Annotated in this window: 17 protein-coding genes, 1 tRNA gene and 1 rRNA gene; 8 read left to right on the top strand and 11 right to left on the bottom strand. The window is 49.3% G+C overall.

The genetic code is table 11. The features are described 5' to 3' along the window. Positions 1–144: 144 nt before the first annotated feature. Positions 145–220 (top strand) — tRNA-Val (locus tag ACN0TT_RS01235). Between the two features lie 73 nt (positions 221–293). Then, positions 294–409 (top strand): 5S ribosomal RNA (gene rrf / locus ACN0TT_RS01230). A 409-nt stretch (positions 410–818) separates the two neighbouring features. Here rrf and ACN0TT_RS01225 read toward each other — a convergent pair. The 8 genes from ACN0TT_RS01225 to lptD form a co-directional block, all read right to left on the bottom strand. Next, positions 819–1,193 carry a winged helix-turn-helix domain-containing protein gene (locus tag ACN0TT_RS01225; protein WP_417760330.1) on the bottom strand — a complete coding sequence of 125 codons (375 nt, stop codon included), beginning with the start codon at positions 1,191–1,193 and terminating at the stop codon, positions 819–821. A gap of 233 nt (positions 1,194–1,426) precedes the next feature. Beyond that, positions 1,427–3,457 (bottom strand): methyl-accepting chemotaxis protein, encoded by a 2,031-nt coding sequence (locus ACN0TT_RS01220; protein ID WP_417760324.1) that lies wholly within the window; start codon positions 3,455–3,457, stop codon positions 1,427–1,429. A gap of 68 nt (positions 3,458–3,525) precedes the next feature. Next, positions 3,526–4,341, bottom strand: a complete 816-nt coding sequence (locus ACN0TT_RS01215; RefSeq protein WP_417760323.1) for a symmetrical bis(5'-nucleosyl)-tetraphosphatase — start codon at positions 4,339–4,341, stop codon at positions 3,526–3,528. Between the two features lie 8 nt (positions 4,342–4,349). Continuing rightward, positions 4,350–4,730 carry a Co2+/Mg2+ efflux protein ApaG gene (apaG, locus tag ACN0TT_RS01210; protein WP_417760322.1) on the bottom strand — a complete coding sequence of 127 codons (381 nt, stop codon included), beginning with the start codon at positions 4,728–4,730 and terminating at the stop codon, positions 4,350–4,352. A gap of 46 nt (positions 4,731–4,776) precedes the next feature. Next, entirely contained in the window at positions 4,777–5,583 is an 807-nt protein-coding gene (rsmA, locus tag ACN0TT_RS01205; protein ID WP_417760321.1) for a 16S rRNA (adenine(1518)-N(6)/adenine(1519)-N(6))-dimethyltransferase RsmA, read from the bottom strand. 16 nt (positions 5,584–5,599) lie between these two features. Beyond that, positions 5,600–6,583, bottom strand: coding sequence for a 4-hydroxythreonine-4-phosphate dehydrogenase PdxA (gene pdxA, locus ACN0TT_RS01200; RefSeq protein WP_417760320.1), 984 nt, complete (start codon positions 6,581–6,583; stop codon positions 5,600–5,602). A 5-nt stretch (positions 6,584–6,588) separates the two neighbouring features. Next, a complete protein-coding gene (surA, locus tag ACN0TT_RS01195) occupies positions 6,589–7,893 on the bottom strand; it encodes a peptidylprolyl isomerase SurA (protein ID WP_417760319.1) in 1,305 nt (434 codons plus the stop codon). 111 nt (positions 7,894–8,004) lie between these two features. Further along, positions 8,005–10,320 (bottom strand): LPS assembly protein LptD, encoded by a 2,316-nt coding sequence (gene lptD / locus ACN0TT_RS01190; protein ID WP_417760318.1) that lies wholly within the window; start codon positions 10,318–10,320, stop codon positions 8,005–8,007. A gap of 132 nt (positions 10,321–10,452) precedes the next feature. Between lptD and ACN0TT_RS01185 the strand changes: the two genes are divergently transcribed. The 5 genes from ACN0TT_RS01185 to ACN0TT_RS01165 are packed head-to-tail and all read left to right on the top strand — an operon-like array spanning position 10,453 to position 14,618. After that, positions 10,453–11,481, top strand: a complete 1,029-nt coding sequence (locus ACN0TT_RS01185; RefSeq protein ID WP_417760317.1) for an aminoglycoside phosphotransferase family protein — start codon at positions 10,453–10,455, stop codon at positions 11,479–11,481. Between the two features lie 6 nt (positions 11,482–11,487). Beyond that, on the top strand, positions 11,488–12,162 hold the full coding sequence (murU, locus tag ACN0TT_RS01180; protein WP_417760316.1) for an N-acetylmuramate alpha-1-phosphate uridylyltransferase MurU: 675 nt from the start codon (positions 11,488–11,490) through the stop codon (positions 12,160–12,162). Positions 12,163–12,212: 50 nt separating this feature from the next. Continuing rightward, the gene (djlA, locus tag ACN0TT_RS01175) at positions 12,213–12,986 is read left to right on the top strand and encodes a co-chaperone DjlA (protein ID WP_417760315.1); all 774 of its coding nucleotides are present in this window, start codon (positions 12,213–12,215) and stop codon (positions 12,984–12,986) included. A 27-nt stretch (positions 12,987–13,013) separates the two neighbouring features. Next, positions 13,014–13,619, top strand: a complete 606-nt coding sequence (locus ACN0TT_RS01170; RefSeq protein WP_417760314.1) for an outer membrane beta-barrel protein — start codon at positions 13,014–13,016, stop codon at positions 13,617–13,619. Positions 13,620–13,652: 33 nt separating this feature from the next. Then, positions 13,653–14,618, top strand: coding sequence for a D-2-hydroxyacid dehydrogenase (locus ACN0TT_RS01165; protein ID WP_417760313.1), 966 nt, complete (start codon positions 13,653–13,655; stop codon positions 14,616–14,618). Positions 14,619–14,800: 182 nt separating this feature from the next. On the opposite strand, the gene purT is transcribed toward ACN0TT_RS01165, so the two are convergent. Next, complete coding sequence (gene purT / locus ACN0TT_RS01160) at positions 14,801–15,976, bottom strand: formate-dependent phosphoribosylglycinamide formyltransferase (protein WP_417760329.1); 1,176 nt, start codon at positions 15,974–15,976, stop codon at positions 14,801–14,803. A gap of 242 nt (positions 15,977–16,218) precedes the next feature. On the opposite strand from purT, the gene ACN0TT_RS01155 reads away from it, so the two are divergent. Beyond that, positions 16,219–16,533 carry a DUF1289 domain-containing protein gene (locus tag ACN0TT_RS01155; RefSeq protein ID WP_417760312.1) on the top strand — a complete coding sequence of 105 codons (315 nt, stop codon included), beginning with the start codon at positions 16,219–16,221 and terminating at the stop codon, positions 16,531–16,533. 197 nt (positions 16,534–16,730) lie between these two features. Here the strand turns inward: ACN0TT_RS01155 and ACN0TT_RS01150 are convergent, their stop codons facing one another. Further along, positions 16,731–19,592 carry a valine--tRNA ligase gene (locus ACN0TT_RS01150; protein ID WP_417760311.1) on the bottom strand — a complete coding sequence of 954 codons (2,862 nt, stop codon included), beginning with the start codon at positions 19,590–19,592 and terminating at the stop codon, positions 16,731–16,733. A gap of 13 nt (positions 19,593–19,605) precedes the next feature. Further along, positions 19,606–20,064 (bottom strand): DNA polymerase III subunit chi, encoded by a 459-nt coding sequence (locus ACN0TT_RS01145; protein ID WP_417760310.1) that lies wholly within the window; start codon positions 20,062–20,064, stop codon positions 19,606–19,608. Between the last annotated feature and the right edge of the window lie 133 nt (positions 20,065–20,197).

Raw genomic sequence — 20,197 nt, 5'->3', positions numbered from 1 at the left:
TAAGCGTTGTGACGCGTTTAGCTAACCTGTACTAATGACTCGTGCGGCTTAACCATACAACCCCGATGGGTTTTATGACCTTGATAGAATAGAGAAATACTTGATTAGAAGTATGAGAACACAGCTTAACATAATTTGAAAAGGGGTCGCTTAGCTCAGCTGGGAGAGCACCTCCCTTACAAGGAGGGGGTCACTGGTTCGAACCCAGTAGCGACCACCATTTCAAACAAACTACAAGCAACAGCTTTCCGAATTATTGTTTTTGCCAGAAGGCGAGAACAAAAAAGAATTTGTCTGGTGACAATAGCATTGTGGTCCCACCTGATCCCATCCCGAACTCAGAAGTGAAACACAATCGCGCCGATGGTAGTGTGGGGCTTCCCCATGTGAGAGTAGGTCATCGCCAAGCGCCTAATTAGTCAAAGAGGCCACCCAAGCGGGTGGCCTTTTTGCTTTTTAATATTTGTTGATTTGGCTCGAAGATGGATATTAGTTTGCAAAGCCGTAAGCCGTAAGCCGTAAGCCGTAAGCCGTAAGCCGTAAGCCGTAAGCCGTAAGCCGTAAGCCGTAAGCCGTAAGCCTAAATCCTAACCTGTTTCCACCATCTCTGTAGTGCTAGTACCTTCAATGAAGGTATTCTAGGCATCGGGATGCTTGGTCAACAATTTGCTCGTAGCAATAGAATACTCGAGATTGAAAAAAAGCATTGCTGTATCCATAGCCATCAACGATGATCACTGCATGCTGGTCGCTCTCGGTGGCCAATGATATCAATTCAAGGTGAAGCATCATGGCATCTTTGTTTACCAACAGCGTAATCAATGTTTCCGTTTTACCACGACTTGGGCACACCGCCCCAAGCAGATACCCATAATCAAATGGCTGCTGTTTGACGACACGGGGACGACAGCCCGGCTTTGCCCAAAGTCTTGTCGTTGGTCTCGTTGATCAAATCTCGCTTCGGCTTGAAACCACCCATCAACGCGCTCAAGTGGAAGATGACTAGGGATGTGAAGTATCGTTCCCTCAGGAAGTTTGTTAAAAGCCTCTTGAGCTTCATCAGATTGCCATAGGTATTTTGAACGCCTGATTATCCAACTAAAATTAAGCGCATGGAGTAAGCGGTACACATTGGCCAAACGATAGCTCACATGCAGGTCGTTACAGATATAAACTCTGATATCTTCAGCAATTAAGCATCCACCATCCTGCTTGATAGCATTCTTTTCAATAAACTTTTTAAGTTGCTCTATTTAGGCTTACTAACTAATGCAGACTATATAAAAATAGTTTCGATTAGAACGCCGTATTGCGGTTTACATTCGCAGTTGCCTTTGGTCAAATGCTACCGCAACCCGCAACCCGCAACCCGCAACCCGCAACCCGCAACCCGCAACCCGCAACCCGCAACCCGCAACCCGCAACCCTAAATCCTAAACTGTCTCACTGATGCTTGTAGTGCTTCAGCCAGTTGTGCCACTTCGTTACTTGAGTCAGCAGTTTTACTCGCCCCAGCGGTGGTTTCATCGGACAGTTGGCTTATATCGCTAAGCATAGTGGAGATCTGGTTGCTGACTCGGCGTTGTTCTTGCGCGGCTGCCGCAATCTGTGAACCTGCTTGATGCGCCTGCTGCACAGCTTCGGTGATGGCACGTAGAGCGTCTTGTGTGGTCGCCGTGGTCTCAACACATGCTTGCGCTTGCTGCTGTCCTTGCGACATGACTTTCACGGCCTGTAGGGCGCCTTGTTGCAGCATCTCAATCATTTGGCGGATCTCGTTAGTGGACTCTTGTGTGCGTGAGGCAAGATTACGTACTTCATCGGCGACCACGGCAAAACCTCGTCCTTGCTCGCCAGCACGTGCCGCTTCAATGGCGGCATTGAGTGCCAGCAAATTGGTTTGCTCGGCTACCCCTCGAATTACCTCGAGAATTGAGTCGATGGCGTTGGTATTTTGGTGTAGCGAATCAATTACTTCGGTCGCTTTGATAACCTCTTGGGCTAAGACCAAAATGGTTTGTTGGTTCTGCTCCATGACATTGGTCATGCTTTGCGTTTGTTCACTGGCGAGTTGGATTTGCATCAGTGCGCTATCAGCACTGTCTGATACTTGGGTTGCGCTAGATTCCAGTTGGTCGGTTGCTGCCGCAGCTTGTACGATCTGTTGCTTTTGCTGCTGGATATGGCCTACCGCATTGTCGGTGACTTGCGAGGTTTGCTCTGCTGTACGGGTGAGCAGGCTTGAGCGATCAATGATGCTACTGATGACATCCCGTAGGCTGTTAATGAGCGTGTTGCAGTTTTTGGCAACGTCGGCAAGCTCATCTTCTCCGATGTCGTTGAGCTTATGCGTGAGATCACCGCCGGCAATGACAGTTAGGGCCGAGTTGATGTTATTCAGCGAACGTTTTAACGGCACGATAACGGCCACTGCGACACCGATGGCAACGATAATAGCAATTAGAACGACGATTAACGTGTTTAAGGCTGAGTTATCTATCTTAGCCATGGCTTGGGCGTTAAGCTGTTCCGACAGCTGTTTAAGCTCCTCAGAGAGCTGCTTCATTTTCGCCACCATGGTCTTTTTAAGCTCGGCGGTTTCGCTGAGTATGTTAGCCGCATTTTGTGTGAGTTTTAGTTGCGCGGCTTTTTGGGCTTGTATCGATTGTTCACCATTAATTTGCAAGGTGAATGTCTGAATCGCTTGCTTGAATTTGGTGAGGTTAGGCGCGCTTGCAGGTCCGTTGGTTGTTGCTTGTTGCTGCAGTCGGTTGACGGTTTCTATAACGTTATTGGCGATGTAGCTAAGCTCGTTGATCAGCAGTTCAAATTTGCCTTGTTCCGTGACCAGTACCATATCGTAGACACTGGTCATCATCTTGCTGAGATTATTGTCGATGACACTGGCTGTTTTTGCGGCTTGTTGTTCGGCAAGATCATCACTAAGTTCTAGGTCCGTGAGAGTCATGATTGTGGTGCCAAGCTCTTCATCTAGCTCACGTTCTAACTGGCGCTGCTGTTTAACAAGCGACTCTTGCGTATCAAGTATCTGTTTGCGGTCGTTCAGCAGTCGGTTGCTTATCTCACTGAATTGCTGGTATTGCTGCTTGAGGCTTTGCAGATTCTCCATCACCTTAGGCTGTTGCTGTACTAAGGTTGTTAGCGTTTGGATTTCTTGATTAAAGAGGGCTTGCTCTTCGGCATACTGCTTGAGGATGTCCGGCATGAGTGAAACACTATCGTTATAGTAACCCACTAGCAGTATGCGTTGTGCCTCGCCAAGGGTGGCGCTCAGGCGAGTTGTGCTAGTTAAGGTGGGAATAGTGAGTTGCTGGGTAATAGCGGTAGTAGTTTTGAGTGATTGGTTACTCAGCCAATTAACAATGCCTAATAACAATAGCAAAATGGTCAGTGTGGCAAATCCAGCGATTATGCGGGTGGAAACGTTGAGCTTCATAAGCGACTCCGTAATAGTTGTCAGTCGAGCACGGCTTGGCAAATACGGAGCGGCTTATGAGCTACATGCTATTTGATCGCATTCTGGGTGATAAACTGATCAGCTTCCAGATGCCACATGGTCATAAATTCTCCCCAACAGCACCCGGTATCTAGCGGCATAAACTCTCGCTTGGTCGACTGTCCCATCAGCGCCGCCCAGTGACCAAACACTTTGGTGGTGCCTTGACTGTTGGAAGGAAAGTTATACCAAGGTTTGAGGTCTGCACGGGTGCTCTGGGCCGGTGGTAACTTACATGAAAAATCCAGCCGTCCGTCAGAATAAAGATAGCGCATTCTGGTTAAAGCGTTGATGCAATATCGCAATCTGCTAAAGCCACTCAGTTGCTCATTCCAGCCTTCTGGCTCGTTGGTATACATTTTTTGCAGCACTTCTGGTACATAGTCCGGCCGTTGCAGCGCGATGGAGACTATATCTGCTTCTTGCTGCGCTGTTGCTACGTCCCATTGTGGTGGTACACCTGCATGGGTCATCACAATGTTATGCTCTGGGAGTTGTTGCAGTAGCGGTTGTTGTCTTAACCAATCGATCAATGGGTTGATGTCTTTTGCCGCCAATAGCTTGGTGAGCTTATCGGAGTTTTTTACGCGGCGAACACCTGCATGAATTGCTAGCAAGTTGAGGTCATGGTTGCCCAGCACCACGCGGCCGGCATTATCTAACTTTTTAAAAAAGCGCAGCGTAGCCAATGAATCAGGGCCTCGTGCAACTAAGTCCCCCACGGCCCACAATACATCTTTGGCTGGGTTAAATGCAACGCTATCAAGCAGTAGCTGTAGCTCGGTGAAGCAACCTTGAATATCGCCAACAAAATAATTAGCCAAAACAACTCCTAGTGAATAATACCGGGTACAGCGAGACGAAAAGGGGCGATCTGTACATCAAATGGTTCGCCATTATCGTCGACCATCTGATACTTACCATGCATGACGCCCACCGCGGTGTCCAGCACGGTACCACTTGAGTAACGGTAAGCTTCGTTCGGTTTTATACGCGGCGTTTCGCCGACCACACCTTCACCTTGTACTTCACTGATTTTGCCGTTGGCGTCGGTAATGACCCAGTGGCGAGTCTTAAGTGTTACCGCTTGGTCACTCAAGTTGACGATAGTGATAGTGTAGCTAAAGAGGTAGCGATGCTGTTGTGGTGATGATTGATCATCCAGATACTTGGTTTCAACTTGGACTTTAATGGCGCTATCTTCGTTGCTCATATCTCTCCCATGATCAAAATGGCCGCAATGATTGCGGCCAATGCTGTTAAGCGTTTTTACTGGTTAGCAGGTTGGCCAGTGCGACATATTGTGCCACGCTGATCTGCTCTGGCCTCTGGCTGGCGTCGATATCCAGTTGGGTAAACTCTTCATCACTGAATAAGCCCTTGAGGTTATTACGCAGTGTTTTACGACGCATGTTAAAGGCGGTGCTGGTGACATGCTGCAACTGCTTAATGTCATCCGCTGGATATGGCGGTTTGGCATAGGGCACTAAACGTACCACAGCTGAGTCCACTTTAGGCGGTGGTGTAAAGCTTTCTGGCGGTACTTCCAGCACTGGAATCACTTGGCAGTAGTACTGTGCCATCACGGTTAAGCGGCCATAGGCTTTGCTTCCCGGCGTTGCAGACAGACGTAACACCACCTCTTTTTGCAGCATAAAATGCATGCTAGCAATATGTTCAGCATATTCAAACAGGTGGAACATCAGAGGTGTAGAGATGTTATACGGCAGGTTACCGAACACCTTTAACTTTTTGCCAGGTTGTATTAGCTGACGAAAATCAAATTGCAGTGCATCGCCTTGGTGAATTTCCAGTTTGTCTTTCAATACGGGATGTTGCTTTAGACGCTCAACCAGATCGCGGTCCAGCTCTACTACCGTCAACTTGTCGATAGACTCGGCCACCGGTTCTGTCAATGCGGCCAAACCGGGGCCTATCTCTACCATGACATGATCATTATCTGGCGAAATCGCACCCACAATACGGCTGATGATATTGTCGTCAGTTAGGAAGTTCTGACCGAAGCGTTTTCTGGCCGTGTGGCCAAGATGGACTTTATTGCTCATTAACTCTCAATCTAAATCAGTTCTTAGTCGCTAGCTCAATGGCTTTATTCAATGCACAAGTAAAGCTGCCCAGATCTGCTGTGCCTGTGCCAGCGAGGTCTAGTGCGGTACCGTGATCGACCGACGTTCTTATGTAAGGAAGACCGAGGGTAATGTTTACCGCTTGGCCAAAACCCATGGATTTTAGCACGGGTAGCCCCTGATCGTGATACATAGATAGCACCACGTCAGCATCTTCAAGATATTTTGGCTGGAATAAGGTGTCGGCAGGTAGTGGGCCAATCAAACTCAGACCTTCTGCACGGAGTTCATCTAACGCAGGGATCATGACATCGAGTTCTTCGCGACCAAGATGGCCATTTTCACCCGCGTGAGGATTAAGGCCGCACACGTAAATCTTAGGTTGCTCAATGGCGAAACGCGACACCAAATCATGGTGCAGAATACGAATCACTTGATGCAAACGCTCACGGGTGATGGCTTTAGACACATAAGCCAGCGGAATATGAGTGGTAACTAACGCGACTTGCAATTTAGGGCAAGACAGCAACATCACCACATCTTTGCAGCCAGCTTGATGAGCAAAAAACTCGGTATGACCAGAGAAGGGAATACCCGCTTGGTTGATAATCCCTTTGTGGACTGGCCCCGTAACTACAGCGTCAAATTCACCACTGATATTCTTTTCACCCGCATATGCCAGCGTGTCGACAACATAGTTGCTGTTCTGCTCGTCTAACACTCCGCAGCGCGATTCCACCGCCATACTAAATGGCACGATGGTAAGAGAACCTGCTTCTTGTGGCTTAGGCGGCATGGACGGCTGATACGGGCGCAGTTGCAGCGTCAGGCCAAGCATTCTGGCGCGGGCTTGCAGTAGCGACGGATCGGCGCAGACAACTAACTCTACGGGCCAGTCGTGTTGAGCTAGCTGTACCACTAGCTCTGGTCCAATACCGGCAGGCTCACCGGCGGTAATCGCGATACGTTTGGTAGTCAAACTGATTAACCTCTGATAGGCGCAGGCTCAAAGACTTCAATGTAGGCACTTGCGCGCATTTCGTCGAGCCAGGCTTGCAACTCTTCGTTGAACTTTCTTCTGAAAATCAACTGATGAGCGCGGTTAGTATTAAATTGTTCGGTAGCATCTGTCATACGAGTATCTTCCAACTCAATGATGTGCCAACCAAAAGTAGAGCGGAATGGTTCACTGATTTCGCCTACTTTCATATTGTCTAAGGTGTCTTTAAAAGCCGGTACATACACATCAGTTTGTGACCAACCCAGTTCTCCACCTTTGGCAGCTGAACCTTCGTCTTCTGAATATTGGCGTGCAAGGTCTTCAAATTTAGCATCACCGCTGCGGATTTTTTTCAAGAACTCTTGCAGCATGGCTTTAGCACGTTCTTCTGACAGAATTGGTGATGGTTTCAGGAGAATATGGCGCGCTTTAACTTCTTTGATTTCTTGTGTTTCAAGACCGCGAGCATCCATCACTTTAATGATGTGGAAGCCTGCACCACTCTTGATGGGGCCAATGATGTCACCTTTTTTGGCACCATTGACCACTTCAGCAAACAGGGTTGGCATTTCGTTGATGTTCATGTAGTCCCAAATACCACCTTCAAGTGCTTTCGGGCCCGAGGACGCTGCAATCGCTGTTGTGCGGAAATCTGCACCGTCATTCAGACGCTTCAGCACAGTTTCGGCGCGATTACGCGCTGAGTCCAGTTGTTCTGTGGTGGCGTTTTCAGGCACATCGATAAGGATGTGGCCGATTTGGAATTCAACATCTTTCAAGCCCTGCTCTTGGATCAGTTTAACTAAGTGGCTGATCTCTTGTGGCGAAACTTGGATACGACGTTGTACTTGAATACGTTGGATTTCACCGAGGGTGACATCTTGGCGTAACTGCTCACGATAATGGCTAAAGCTTTCGCCATCAGCTTCCACTTGCGCTTGCAGCTGTTGTACGGTCATATTTTGCTGTTTAGCAATGTTAGCGATGGTTTCATCCAGTTGCAGATCGCCGACATGCAGACCAATACGATCAGCAGTTTGCATCTGCAAACGGGTCAAAATTAGGCGTTCAATGACTTGGCGACGCAACGCTTCCGAAGACGGTAGCTCTTGCTTATTTTTCAGCGCATCGCTTTGTACTTGCTGGAGCATGTTCTGAATTTCACTTTCCAGAATCACCCCATCATTCACCTGTACCGCAATCCGGTCCAAAGGCTGTGGGTCTGCTAGAACGGCATGGCTCAACGCCAGTGCAAACAATCCGAATATCAGTTTTTTACCAGGTACCATTAAAAAAATCCTTGCCACATTTTTTATCTAGCCGCAGACGCTCTGCTGCCATGTCGTTCAGTTTTGACTACGAGTTCATTTCGAGGTTCAGCAATCTAACACAAAAGTTATCTAATTCCTTAGATAAAGTGGTTTGCGGTAGCTGAACACCCCGTCATCCATCATATCGGATACCCCAAGCGGACCAGTGCCACCAAGGCCTTTGATCACAAAGTTTAGGGTGAACGATGTCTCGAATAACTCGCGGTTATCTAACACTGGGTTGTAGTTATCTTCGTAGTTAGTTTTGATGCGATAGTGGTACGCAAATCGTACAGCCCAACAACAGGATTCATACTGTAAGCCGGTATAGTTTTCTACTGAGCGCTCCTCGTTGAGGTCGTAGTAGTAGTTGCCGACAAAATAGAGATTATCGGTCAATGGCCATGCGGTACGGATCCCCGCCTGTGAGATATCGACTTGGTCATTAGTATTACGGTTCGTTAAATCAGGTACATAACGATAACTCAACTGCACTAGCTTGTTAGGGCCAGGACGGTAGTCGAGGGTTGCTTCGCTTTTCTTGTTATCGTGATGGCGCGTGTCATATTGGATAGCGGTACTAAAGAACCAGTCATCATACAGATGCAAATCCATCTCCGCTGCAAGTACAGAGGTTGAGGTGTCATCTCTCAAAGCTTCATCGTACATGTTCACATTGCTATTTTCGAAGTACGCAATCTGACCCAGACTAAAACGGAATTGCTCCACGTTGTGTTCATCGAACAAACGGGTGGTTAAACCGAGGGTTAACTGGTTAGCATCGGCAATACGGTCAAGGCCAGAAAAACGGCGGTCTCGGAATAGACCAATATAGTCTTGCTGTAGCTCAGCGGTATCGTAAATGCCGATGTTTGACTGGTCGCGATGCCCCACATACAAGTATTGGAACTGCGGTTCTAACGTCTGGCGGTAATTTTGATCGAAGTAGTCGGTGAAGCGTTCGAAGTTGATTTGGCCATGTACTCGTACTTCTGGAATGGTACGGTTAACATTTTCGTCGAGGTAGTCCGTATCGGCGAAATCCACATCGACGTTACGCTGCACATAATTGGTTTGGAACAGTTTAACTTCACTGGTTAATGAGCCAGCTGGGCCTTGAATCGGCAGTGACAAACTAGGTTCAACGTGCAGACGGGTAGCAGTGTTGTATCCATTGCCGCGGTGTTCAAAGTTAGTTAACTCTGAGTACAGATTGAAATCGACTTTGTTCCAGAACGACGGTGCACGGTAAGCAAAGCTTAACTGCGGCATGACTTGGTACGGGCTGACTACTTCGCCCAATACTTTAATGTCTTGTACTCGGGCGCTGAAATCCCAGTTATCAGTCAAATAACTGATGTCACCAATACGTGACAGTTGGTTTTCGGTGGCACGACTGACGTCGGAATCTAAATCGGTAAAGTAGTTGTTGTCGGAGATATCGACATAATTGGCCATCACACGCCAGTTTTTGTCGATCGCCCCTTGGTGGTTAAAGTTTACTAACCAGCGGTCGGCATGATTCGACAGCATGTCATCTTTGCCGAGGTATTCTAAGTTGACTTGTCCAGCTTGACGTTCCCCCGCTAAATAACGGAATTCGGTCTTGGTATAGATACCACGAGAGGTCATGTAATCTGGGGTAAAGGTCAGGTCGTATTCTGGGCTGATGTTCCAATAGAACGGTGCCGCAAACTCAACACCGTTGGTGGTACTGGAACTGAACTTAGGAAACAGAAAACCCGTTTTGCGCTTGTCAGAAATTGGAATGGTCATGTAAGGCATGTAGAACACCGGTACATTACCAATTTTGAGTTTGGCATCCCAGATCTCGCCCCATTCCTCATCAGGATCGATCTTGATGCGCTTGGCCTGCAGCGCCCACGACTCATCACCGATAGGACAGGTCGTAAAGCTCGTGTTGTTTAGCACCAGCTTACTGTCTTTAGTGATCTCAAGTTTTTCAGCGCTACCGTGCAACTGTTGGCCGTTGAGCCAGTACTGAGCACTATCCAAGGTCGCGACCTTAGAACTCATCTGCGCGTTAAGCGAATCAGCGGTAACTGTTACTACACCGTCTTGAAATACCAATTGCCCATTGGCTTCAAAAAGCTGTTGTTTTTGGTCAACAATGGCTTGATCGGCTTTAATTTGGCGGCCATTTTGTTGGAAAGTCACCTCACCATCGAAGGTCGCCTTATCACCTAAAGTACCTTCAGATTGATTCGACTGGATATGGATGACTTGGTTGGCCACCTTGCCCAAGTTATTTGACTTGGCTAATGGTGATACCGGCGGAGTAATGATGCATTGGTCATCACTACTGGCGTCATTCTGCGGTGCCTCTGCTGCGAGTGTGGTCGCAGTAGGCAAAAGGCATAGCGTCACTAAAGTTCGTTTCAGCATCGTTGGTCTTATTGCTGGATTCTCATCTGGACAAGTTTAGGTGGGGAAAAGTTGCTTCGCTGCATGCAGCGCAGTCAGCGAAAAATCATCCGCAAACTCGACTGTTTCCTAGTGTTTTCCGCCGCTATAATAATGCAATTTTACGCCAAGAGCCACGAGGTTGCCTTGTCTGATCCTAGATTTCTACACCTACAGCAATGGCTTGCTGAATTTTTTGGCAGTCCTGCGCAACTTACGCTGATTTCCGGTGATGCCAGTTTTCGACGTTACTTTCGCGTCGAACAAGGGCTGCAACACTATATCGTCGCCGACTCGCCACCAGAAAAAGTCGATAATCAGCCATTTATCGCGTTAGCAAATGCTTACTTAGCGGCGGGTATTAAGGTGCCAAAAATTGTGGCGATAAATCAACAACAAGGATTTATTTTGCAACAAGATTGTGGCGATACGCAGCTATTGTCACTACTTGATGAACATAATGTAAGCCATTGGTATCAGCAAGCGTTGGCTATTTTGCCAAAGATTGCGGCGGTGACCAGTTCAGCTTTGGGCCCTTTGCCAGAATATGATGCCGCGTTCGTTGAACGCGAACTGGCGATTTTCCCCGAGTGGCTATTGGTTGAACATTGGCAAATTAGCTTGTCTAGTGCTGAGCAACAACTGCTACAACAGAGCTTTAAGTTGCTCGTCAATAACGCCTTAGTACAACCTAAAGTGGGGATGCATCGCGATTATCATAGTCGTAACCTCATGGTGATGGGCGATGAATTGGCAGTGATCGATTTTCAAGACGCGGTACATGGCCCCATCACCTACGATGCCGTGTCGTTATTACGTGACTGCTATGTGCGCTGGCCAGATTATATTGTTGATGCGTTATTAGCGCGGTTTTACCAACAGTGTATGGCGCAGCAGCAACTAAATGCAGACGTCAGTTTGGCACAGTTTCGCCGTTGGTTTGATTTGATGGGATTGCAACGTCATATCAAAGCTGCGGGGATTTTTGCACGCCTGCTACATCGCGATGGCAAGTCAGGTTATATCAAGGATATTCCGCTAACACTGCAGTATATTGTCGACATTTGTCGCCGCTATCCTGAGCTACAAGCGCTAGGTGATTGGGTGGATGAGACGTTGTTACCACGAGCATTAAAGGGATAGCTGATTGTGAAAGTGATGATTTTAGCCGCTGGTCGAGGGGAACGGTTGCGGCCACTGACCGATGCTTTACCTAAACCTTTGGTAGCAGTAGCGGGTAAGCCTTTGATTGAATATCATATTGAGCGTTTGGCGGCCGCAGGTTTCACTGACATAGTGATTAACTGCGCTTGGCTGGCCGATGTGTTACAGCAGCAGCTCGGTGATGGTTCACGTTTCGGCGTGGCGCTGCATTTTAGCGTGGAGACAGAGGCGCTCGAAACCGGTGGTGGCATTAAAAAAGCGCTGCCGCTATTAGGAGATGAGCCGTTTCTAGTCATTAATGGCGATATTTTTATCGCCCATTTGCCCGCATTGCCGCAGCAGTTAGCCCCTGATTGCCTTGCACATCTATGGTTGGTCGCTAATCCGCCGCATCATCCGGCAGGGGATTTTGCTCTACAGTCCGGCAAAGTTCACAGCGATGGTACGGATAAGTTCACTTTTTCCGGTATTGGCATTTATCATCCGGCGTTGTTCGCCGAATGTCAGCAGGCACGATTTGCTTTAGGGCCCGTACTGCGTAATGCCATGGCACATGGCCAAGTCTCAGGTGAGATGATGTCCGATTACTGGTGTGATGTGGGCACCATTACACGCTTGGCCGAGGCCGAGGCCTTTGCCAAGCAACAGATAATTTCTTAGCAATAATACAATTATGATCCGCAGCAACCCGCTGTAACACAGGAATAACCATGCAGATTTGGGGTAAGTTTTTTGGTGGTGTGATAGGCTTTATGTTTGGCCGTTTCTTTGGCGCTGTCTTAGGTATTTGGCTCGGCCACCAGTTTGATAAACGTTTATCCGGTGCACCACAAGGGATGCAGGAACGACAAGCGTTGTTCTTCAATACCACATTTGCGGTGATGGGCCATATGGCTAAAGCTTCTGGCCGAGTGACCGAAAATGATATCCGCATGGCAACCGCGTTGATGGATAATCTGCGTTTAGACGGCGATGCCCGCCGTGAAGCTCAGGCCGCATTTCGTCGCGGTAAAGCCAGCGATTTTGACCTTGAAGCCCATCTGCGCAGTTTCCGTGATCTCACCTTTGGCCGCCGCGAAGTGCAGTTGATGTTTTTGGAGATCCAGATCCAAACTGCGTTATCCGATGGTGACCTGCACCCACGCGAATACAGCATCCTGCAAATCATTGCTAACCGTCTTGGGCTTGGTCAAGTGCAGCTTGATGCGATGTTACAGCGCTGGCAAGCAGAAAGCCGTTTCCAAGGTGGTGCCGCGAATAACTCTGGCCCATCCATTAAAGATGCTTACAGCGTGTTAGGCGTCAATGAAGATATCTCCGACCAAGAATTGAAACGTAAATACCGTAAGCTGATGGCTGAGAATCACCCCGACAAATTGGTGGCTAAAGGTCTGCCACAAGAGATGATGGAAATCGCCAAACGCAAAGCGCAGGATATCCAAGTTGCCTACGACAAGATCAAAAATACTCGAGGCATGCGTTAACGCCCTGTTCATTCTGAGGAGCAGCAGATGAAGGCACAACTTAGCAGTTTGTTAATGGGTTTATCTGTGTGTAGCTCCGCTTGGGCCGATGCGTTTGTTGCCCCATTTACTGGCTACAGCCTCGGTTCGGACGGTGTCAATCTCGCTCGCTACGATAACGGTGATGCGAAACAGCAAGATTCATTTCACGGTGGCGTTATGCTTGGGCTGGCACAGCGTGGCTACGGTGATGTTTATCTCTTTTATAGTCGCCAGCAAAGTGACCTGCTGCTACACCGTGATGCCACAGCGCCGCTTGACCAGATGACTATCGAATACTGGCATCTCGCAGGGACTTTATATTTTAGCGACAGCGCATTGCGTCCCTATGTTTCATCCAGTATCGGCTTAAGCCGCTTTTCTCCCGACTCTGCCCGCGACACCACCAACAAGTTTTCGTTAGGTTTAGCTACCGGGCTGAACTATCAATTCACCACTAATTTGGCGTTATTTGCTGAGTTTCGCGGTTTTGCGACCTTCTTTGGTGACGATAGTAGTATTGCATGTCGTAGCGATGAACGGTGTACTTGGTACATTTCTCGCGACACCTTCTGGCAGGGGCAAGCCAATCTCGGTTTGCAATTTCATTTTTAACTAAGCTTTTCATTAAGTAATGGAGTAACACCCATGACCAACAAAACCAAAATTGTGGTGTTAGATGGATTTACCTTAAACCCTGGCGATTTATCTTGGGCGCCGTTACAACAACTGGGTGAATTGACCGTCTATGATCGCACTAGCGCCGCAGATACCGTAGCGCGCGCGCAGGACGCTGAGATTGTACTGGCCAATAAGACGCTGATGGGGGCCGATGTGTTGGCGCAACTACCAAAGCTACGCTATGTCGGTGTATTAGCGACGGGCTATAACGTGGTTGATCTGGCTGCAGCTAAAGCACGCGACATTGTGGTGACCAACGTACCTGGTTATGGGCCGGATGCGGTCGCGCAAATGGTATTTGCCCACTTATTGCATCACACTCAACAAGTGGCTGCACATCACCAAGCGGTCGTCAATGGTATGTGGCAGAACAGCATCGATTTCTGTTTTACGCTATCGCCTTTAACCTCTTTGGCGGGCAAAACCATGGGGGTGGTGGGCTACGGTGATATCGGTTCCCGTGTCGTGAATATCGCCTTGGCGCTCGGCATGAAGGTACTGCTGAATACTCGCACCGAGCGTAAAAACTTACCGACTGGCGTGACTTGGGCGCCGCTCGACCAGTTGTATCGCGAGTCTCACGCTATCTCGTTGCATTGCCCACTGACTGATGCCAACGCAGGCATGATCAATCGTGATACGCTGGCGCTGATGCGTGACGGCTGTATCATCATTAATACTGCGCGTGGTGGTTTGGTGGATGAAGCGGCGCTGGCTGAGGCGTTAAATGCGGGCAAAGTACGCGCTGGGGTGGATGTGTTATCGACAGAACCACCTAAAGCGGATAACCCGTTGCTGACCGCAGCGAATATCAGTATTACGCCACACAGTGCTTGGGCGACGACTGAAGCGCGGCAGAATCTGCTCAATATTGCCATCAACAACGTACAAGCCTTTATGGATGGTAAAGTGGTGAACTGCGTGAATCGCTAATAAGCTATAAGCTATAAGCTATAAGCTATAAGCTATAAGCTATAAGCTATAAGCTATAAGCTATAAGCTATAAGCTACGAGCCAAGAGCTACGAGCTTGAACAGATATGAAAAGCCCAACGCTGAACGGTTGGGCTTTTTACTGTTTAATCACTTAGTCTCAGCGACTAATCATCTGCTTGCTTAGAACGTCACCGTCACTTTAGCGGCAGCGGCTAGCGCCTTTTCTACGGCGGCATCAATGTTTTCATCCCGCGCTAATGCGACACCTAAGCGGCGACGGCCATTAATTTCAGGCTTACCAAATAAGCGCAGTTGCGTGTTAGCTTGCGCCAATGCGTCCGCCAGACCGTCATAGTGAATATTCGTTGAGCTACCTTCACGCAGGATCACCGCCGATGCGCTTGGGCCATGCTGGTGGATATTGCTGATTGGCAGGCCAAGAATCGCGCGCACATGCAGCGCAAACTCTGACAAATCTTGGCTAATCAAGGTCACCATGCCCGTATCGTGTGGGCGCGGTGACACTTCAGAGAAGTACACTTCGTCACCTTGAATAAACAGCTCAACCCCAAACAAACCATAGCCGCCTAACGCATCCACAATCTTACGGCCAATGGCTTGCGCTCGTTCTAATGCCAGCGCGCTCATCGCTTGAGGTTGCCATGACTCACGGTAGTCACCGTCTTCTTGGCGATGGCCGATTGGCGCGCAGAAGTGAACGCCGTTGACGGCGCTGATAGTCAGTAGAGTGATCTCATAATCAAACGCCACAAAGCCTTCGACGATGACACGGCCTTGCCCAGCACGCCCACCTTCTTGCGCGTATTGCCAAGCTTTAGCGATTTGCGAAGCTTCACGAATGACACTCTGGCCTTTACCGCTAGAGCTCATCACTGGCTTCACCACACATGGCATACCGATGCGGTTAACCGCGTCAGTGAACTCAGCTTCGGTGTCGCAGAATTGGTAAGGTGACGTTGGCAGGCCGAGTTCTTCCGCAGCTAAGCGGCGAATACCTTCACGGTCCATGGTCAGGCGAGTGGCACGCGCCGTTGGCACTACGTGCAAGCCTTCCGCTTCCAATTCCAGCAAGGTTTGAGTGGCGATGGCTTCGATTTCAGGAATGATCAGGTGTGGCTGTTCGGTTGCAATCACTTGGCGCAGCGCAGCACCATCGAGCATATTGATCACGTGCGAACGGTGAGCCACTTGCATCGCTGGCGCGTTCGGGTAGCGGTCAACACCAATTACCTCAACACCAAGGCGTTGCAACTCAATGGCGACTTCTTTGCCGAGTTCACCACAGCCCAGCAACATAGCGCGTTTTGCGCCTTCACACAGTGGAGTGCCTAACATCATTCGGGTACCTTTATTTCATTTTTAGTAGCGCAGTGCGCGCGATGCCCGCTAGTGTACTGATTTCGCCGTTACGCTGCAGCTAAAGCGGCGTATCTCATGTCAAACTCTCTGTGCGGATTTCGAAATAATCCCGCATGAGTGTTGAAAAAATCGCCTTTTAGCTAGCAAAGTGCTATACGTTAGCGTTCGATAATATGTCGTTGGCATCATGATATTCGGCAACACATCACAGGTGAGGTATGGAACAGTTAGCGTTTTTTGAAATTCCAAGTCCCTGTATTGGCATCTGCCAAACCGACGAACGCGGTTACTGTAAGGGCTGTATGCGCAGTCGTGATGAACGTTTTGGTTGGCTTAATCTTACCAATGCACAAAAAGAAGAGGTGGTGCGACTGTGCAAAGACCGCAAGCGGCGTCGCGCTTATGCTGCTTTCAAGCAAAAACAGCAAGCCCAACAAGCGGCGAGTGCCGAGCTGAGTCAGCAAAATCAGCAGTTGAACTTTGAAGATAAGCCTGCGGATGACGTGGATCTCAGTGATTTTTCACTCGATTAATCCCATGTTTTGCCATGGCATTGATCAGGGACTGCTGGCCTTTCATATTTGATTTTTGTGCAAATAAAACGCGTGATGAATGAGGCGCAGCCAATGGCGCGTAGTCAACTGAGCAAGTTGGATCCTAGTTGAGCAATGGAAAGTTCAGACAATAAAAAAGCGGCTTACCTAGCCGCTTTTCTGCATTTTCAACCAGCTTACGCTTCTAGCTTCGCCAATTCCGCTTTCTGTTCAGTCAGCTTGTCTTGGTCGCGTTGGTAGTCGGCCAATTTTGCGCGTTCTTTTTCGATAACGTCCGCTGGGGCTTTGGCAACAAAGCCTTCGTTCGAGAGTTTTTTCTCGATACGGCCAGCTTCTTGCGCCAGTTTTTCCAGCTGTTTGTCGATACGGGCCATTTCGGCGGCAACGTCAATCAAACCAGCCATTGGGATCAGCAGTTCCATTTCGCCCACCAACTGGGTAGTCGACATTGGCGCGACTTCACCATCAGCCAATACGGTAATGCTTTCCAGCTTCGCCAGTGCCATCAAGAAGGTGCGGTTCGCGTTCAAACGGGCGGCATCTTTTTCGCTCACGTATTTCAGCAATACGTTCAGTGGTTTTGATGGCGCAATGTTCAGCTCGGCACGGATGTTACGTACCGCCACAATCACTTGTTTAACCCATTCCAGATCTGCCTGCGCAGCCGTGTCGGCTTTGTCAGCTTGATACTCAGGAAACGGCATCAACATCAGTGTTTCACCTTCCACACCTGCCAGCGGTTTTACGCGATGCCAGATAGTTTCAGTGATATATGGTGTCAGCGGGTGCATCAGGCGCAGCAGTTGTTCCAGTACTGTCACCAGTGTGTGGCGTGTACCGCGCAGCTCAGCGTCAGTGCCACTATTCAATACTGGTTTAGTCAGCTCCAAGTACCAGTCACAGAATTGGTTCCAAGTGAACTCGTACAGGGTGTTGGCGGCCAAGTCGAAACGGAAGGCGTTGATGTGGTCATCAAAGGTTTTCGCGGTTTCGTTGAATAGGCTGATGATCCAGCGATCGGCCAGTGACAAGGTCATTTCGCCACCCGCTTGACCGCAATCTTGCTCTTCAGTGTTCATCAACACGTAGCGCGATGCGTTCCACAACTTGTTGCAGAAGCTGCGGTAGCCATCAAGACGTTTCATATCCCAGTTGATGTCGCGGCCAGTAGATGCCATGGCGGCCAACGTAAAGCGCAGCGCGTCAGTGCCGTGGGCTTCAATGCCGTCGGCAAACTCTTTGCGGGTGCTCTTTTCGATCTTGGCGGCCAGTTGTGGCTGCATCATGTTGCCGGTACGTTTTTGTACCAGTGATTCCAAGTCGATACCGTCGATCATATCTAATGGGTCAAGCACGTTGCCCTTAGATTTCGACATCTTGTTGCCTTGTTCGTCACGGATAAGACCGGTGACGTACACGGTTTTGAACGGCACTTGTGGTTTGCCATCGTCATCTTTAACGAAGTGCATGGTCATCATGATCATGCGTGCGACCCAGAAGAAGATGATGTCGAAACCGGTGACCAACACATCAGATGGGTGGAACAGTTTCAGTTCTTCGGTGTCTTCTGGCCAGCCCAGCGTAGAGAAAGTCCACAGCGCCGAGCTGAACCAAGTATCTAGTACGTCGTTGTCTTGGCGCAGGGCGATGTCGACGCTTAGATTGTTTTCGCTGCGCACTTCATCTTCGCTGCGGCCAACGTAAACATTACCGGCATCGTCGTACCATGCAGGGATGCGATGCCCCCACCACAGCTGGCGTGAAATACACCAGTCTTGAATGTCGCGCATCCACGAGAAGTACATGTTTTCGTACTGTTGTGGCACAAACTTGATGTCGCCATCTTCAACCGCTTTGATCGCTGGCTCGGCCAGAGATTTTACTGCCACGTACCATTGGTCGGTCAACAGCGGTTCGATCACTACGCCTGAACGGTCGCCATAAGGCACTTTCAAGCTGTGTGGCTCGATTTTTTCGAGTAAACCTAGGGCATCAAACGCTTCAACTACCGCTTTACGGGCAGCAAAACGTTCCATGCCTGCGTATTCGCTCGGCAGGCTGTTATCGAGTTCGGTGTTTTGGCTGCCGTCAGTGTTCAACACTTCAGCGGTGGCACGGATGTCAGCGTTCAAGGTCATGATGTTGAACATTGGCAGGCTGTGGCGCTTGCCCACTTCATAGTCGTTGAAGTCGTGCGCTGGAGTGATTTTCACACAGCCCGTACCAAATTCGCGGTCAACATATTCGTCGGCTACGATGGGAATACGGCGGTTCACCAACGGCAGAATGATCTCTTTGCCAATTAATGACGCGTAGCGTTCATCTTCAGGATGCACGGCTACCGCGCTATCGCCCAGCATGGTTTCTGGACGAGTTGTTGCTACCACCAAGTAATCTTTGCCATCAGCAGTCAGCGCATCGCCCGCCAGCGGATAGCGGAAGTGCCACATGGAACCTTGTTTTTCTTGGTTTTCAACTTCCAGATCGGAAATCGCGGTGTGCAGTTTTGGATCCCAGTTCACCAAACGTTTGCCGCGATAGATCAGGTTGTCTTTGTACAAACGGACAAACACTTCTTGTACCGCTTTGGATAAACCTTCATCCATGGTGAAACGTTCGCGATCCCAATCTACAGACGCACCCATACGGCGCAGCTGTTTAGTGATGGTGCCACCGGATTGGTTTTTCCATTCCCATACTTTTTCCATGAACGCGTCACGGCCTAAGTCGTGGCGGCTTTTGCCTTCTTCGGCTTCCAGTTTGCGCTCAACCAGCATTTGGGTGGCGATACCCGCGTGGTCAGTACCCACTTGCCACAGGGTGTTTTTGCCCTTCATGCGTTGGTAGCGGATCAGCGTGTCCATGATGGTGTCTTGGAACGCATGGCCCATGTGCAGGCTGCCAGTGACGTTTGGCGGCGGGATCATGATGCTGTAGTTGCCGTTGCTGCTGTCACCACTTGGTTTGAAGTAGCCTTTCTCTTCCCAGGCTTTATACAGTGCCTGTTCAATCGACTGCGGGTTGTATGTTTTATCCATGGAACCAGTTTTCTCAAACAAAATTAATGGGTTGTGTTGCCAAGTCTTGCGTGCTCAAGGCAATGCCTTGGTCGCGATACTGGCGGTAACGGTTGCGCGCAATCGCCTTTCGGGCGTCATCACCGGCAACAAAATCGATGATCTGGCTAAAATTCGCCGCAAATGGCGGGATCTCATTGGCCAGATTAATCAGTATTGGCCGCCGTAAATTGGGGCCAACACGGTCAAATCCTATCTCTACCGGCGCACCTTTGGCGGGGCCTTCACCTTTAAGGTTGTGCGGCACAAAGGCGCTCGGTTCAAACTGCCATAGCAGTTCATCTACTTGATAAGCCTGCGCTTGGTCTTCGCAGTGCAGGTAGATCCACTGGCCGCTGCGATAATGTAACTGCGCGAGTTGGCAGGCAAGCAACTGTGGCTGTTCCTGGAGATTAACCGTGGAGGGCAGCAAGTAAAACAGTGCTTGGGTCATTGTCGTGGCATGCCTTATTGGGGATCGAGTCGCGAAGGATGGATTCTACACTAAAGCCGTAGGTAGGTTAAATAGATAGCGCTAATTGCTGCTGGTTTGGACGGAGTTTTGCCCGCTACTGAGCATCACTGGC

Source organism: Shewanella sp. (genome assembly GCF_048265805.1).
Lineage (GTDB): Bacteria > Pseudomonadota > Gammaproteobacteria > Enterobacterales > Shewanellaceae > Shewanella.
This window is presented reverse-complemented; position numbering and strand designations above follow the sequence as displayed.

Excerpts from the sequence above, each read along its gene's own strand:
- ACN0TT_RS01220 (WP_417760324.1), bottom strand. The coding sequence starts at position 3,457 with ATGAAGCTCAACGTTTCCACCCGCATAATCGCTGGATTTGCCACACTG.
- apaG (WP_417760322.1), bottom strand. The coding sequence starts at position 4,730 with ATGAGCAACGAAGATAGCGCCATTAAAGTCCAAGTTGAAACCAAGTAT.
- rsmA (WP_417760321.1), bottom strand. The coding sequence starts at position 5,583 with ATGAGCAATAAAGTCCATCTTGGCCACACGGCCAGAAAACGCTTCGGT.
- surA (WP_417760319.1), bottom strand. The coding sequence starts at position 7,893 with ATGGTACCTGGTAAAAAACTGATATTCGGATTGTTTGCACTGGCGTTG.
- lptD (WP_417760318.1), bottom strand. The coding sequence starts at position 10,320 with ATGCTGAAACGAACTTTAGTGACGCTATGCCTTTTGCCTACTGCGACC.
- ACN0TT_RS01185 (WP_417760317.1), top strand. The coding sequence starts at position 10,453 with ATGCAATTTTACGCCAAGAGCCACGAGGTTGCCTTGTCTGATCCTAGA.
- djlA (WP_417760315.1), top strand. The coding sequence starts at position 12,213 with ATGCAGATTTGGGGTAAGTTTTTTGGTGGTGTGATAGGCTTTATGTTT.
- ACN0TT_RS01170 (WP_417760314.1), top strand. The coding sequence starts at position 13,014 with ATGAAGGCACAACTTAGCAGTTTGTTAATGGGTTTATCTGTGTGTAGC.
- ACN0TT_RS01165 (WP_417760313.1), top strand. The coding sequence starts at position 13,653 with ATGACCAACAAAACCAAAATTGTGGTGTTAGATGGATTTACCTTAAAC.
- purT (WP_417760329.1), bottom strand. The coding sequence starts at position 15,976 with ATGTTAGGCACTCCACTGTGTGAAGGCGCAAAACGCGCTATGTTGCTG.
- ACN0TT_RS01155 (WP_417760312.1), top strand. The coding sequence starts at position 16,219 with ATGGAACAGTTAGCGTTTTTTGAAATTCCAAGTCCCTGTATTGGCATC.
- ACN0TT_RS01150 (WP_417760311.1), bottom strand. The coding sequence starts at position 19,592 with ATGGATAAAACATACAACCCGCAGTCGATTGAACAGGCACTGTATAAA.
- ACN0TT_RS01145 (WP_417760310.1), bottom strand. The coding sequence starts at position 20,064 with ATGACCCAAGCACTGTTTTACTTGCTGCCCTCCACGGTTAATCTCCAG.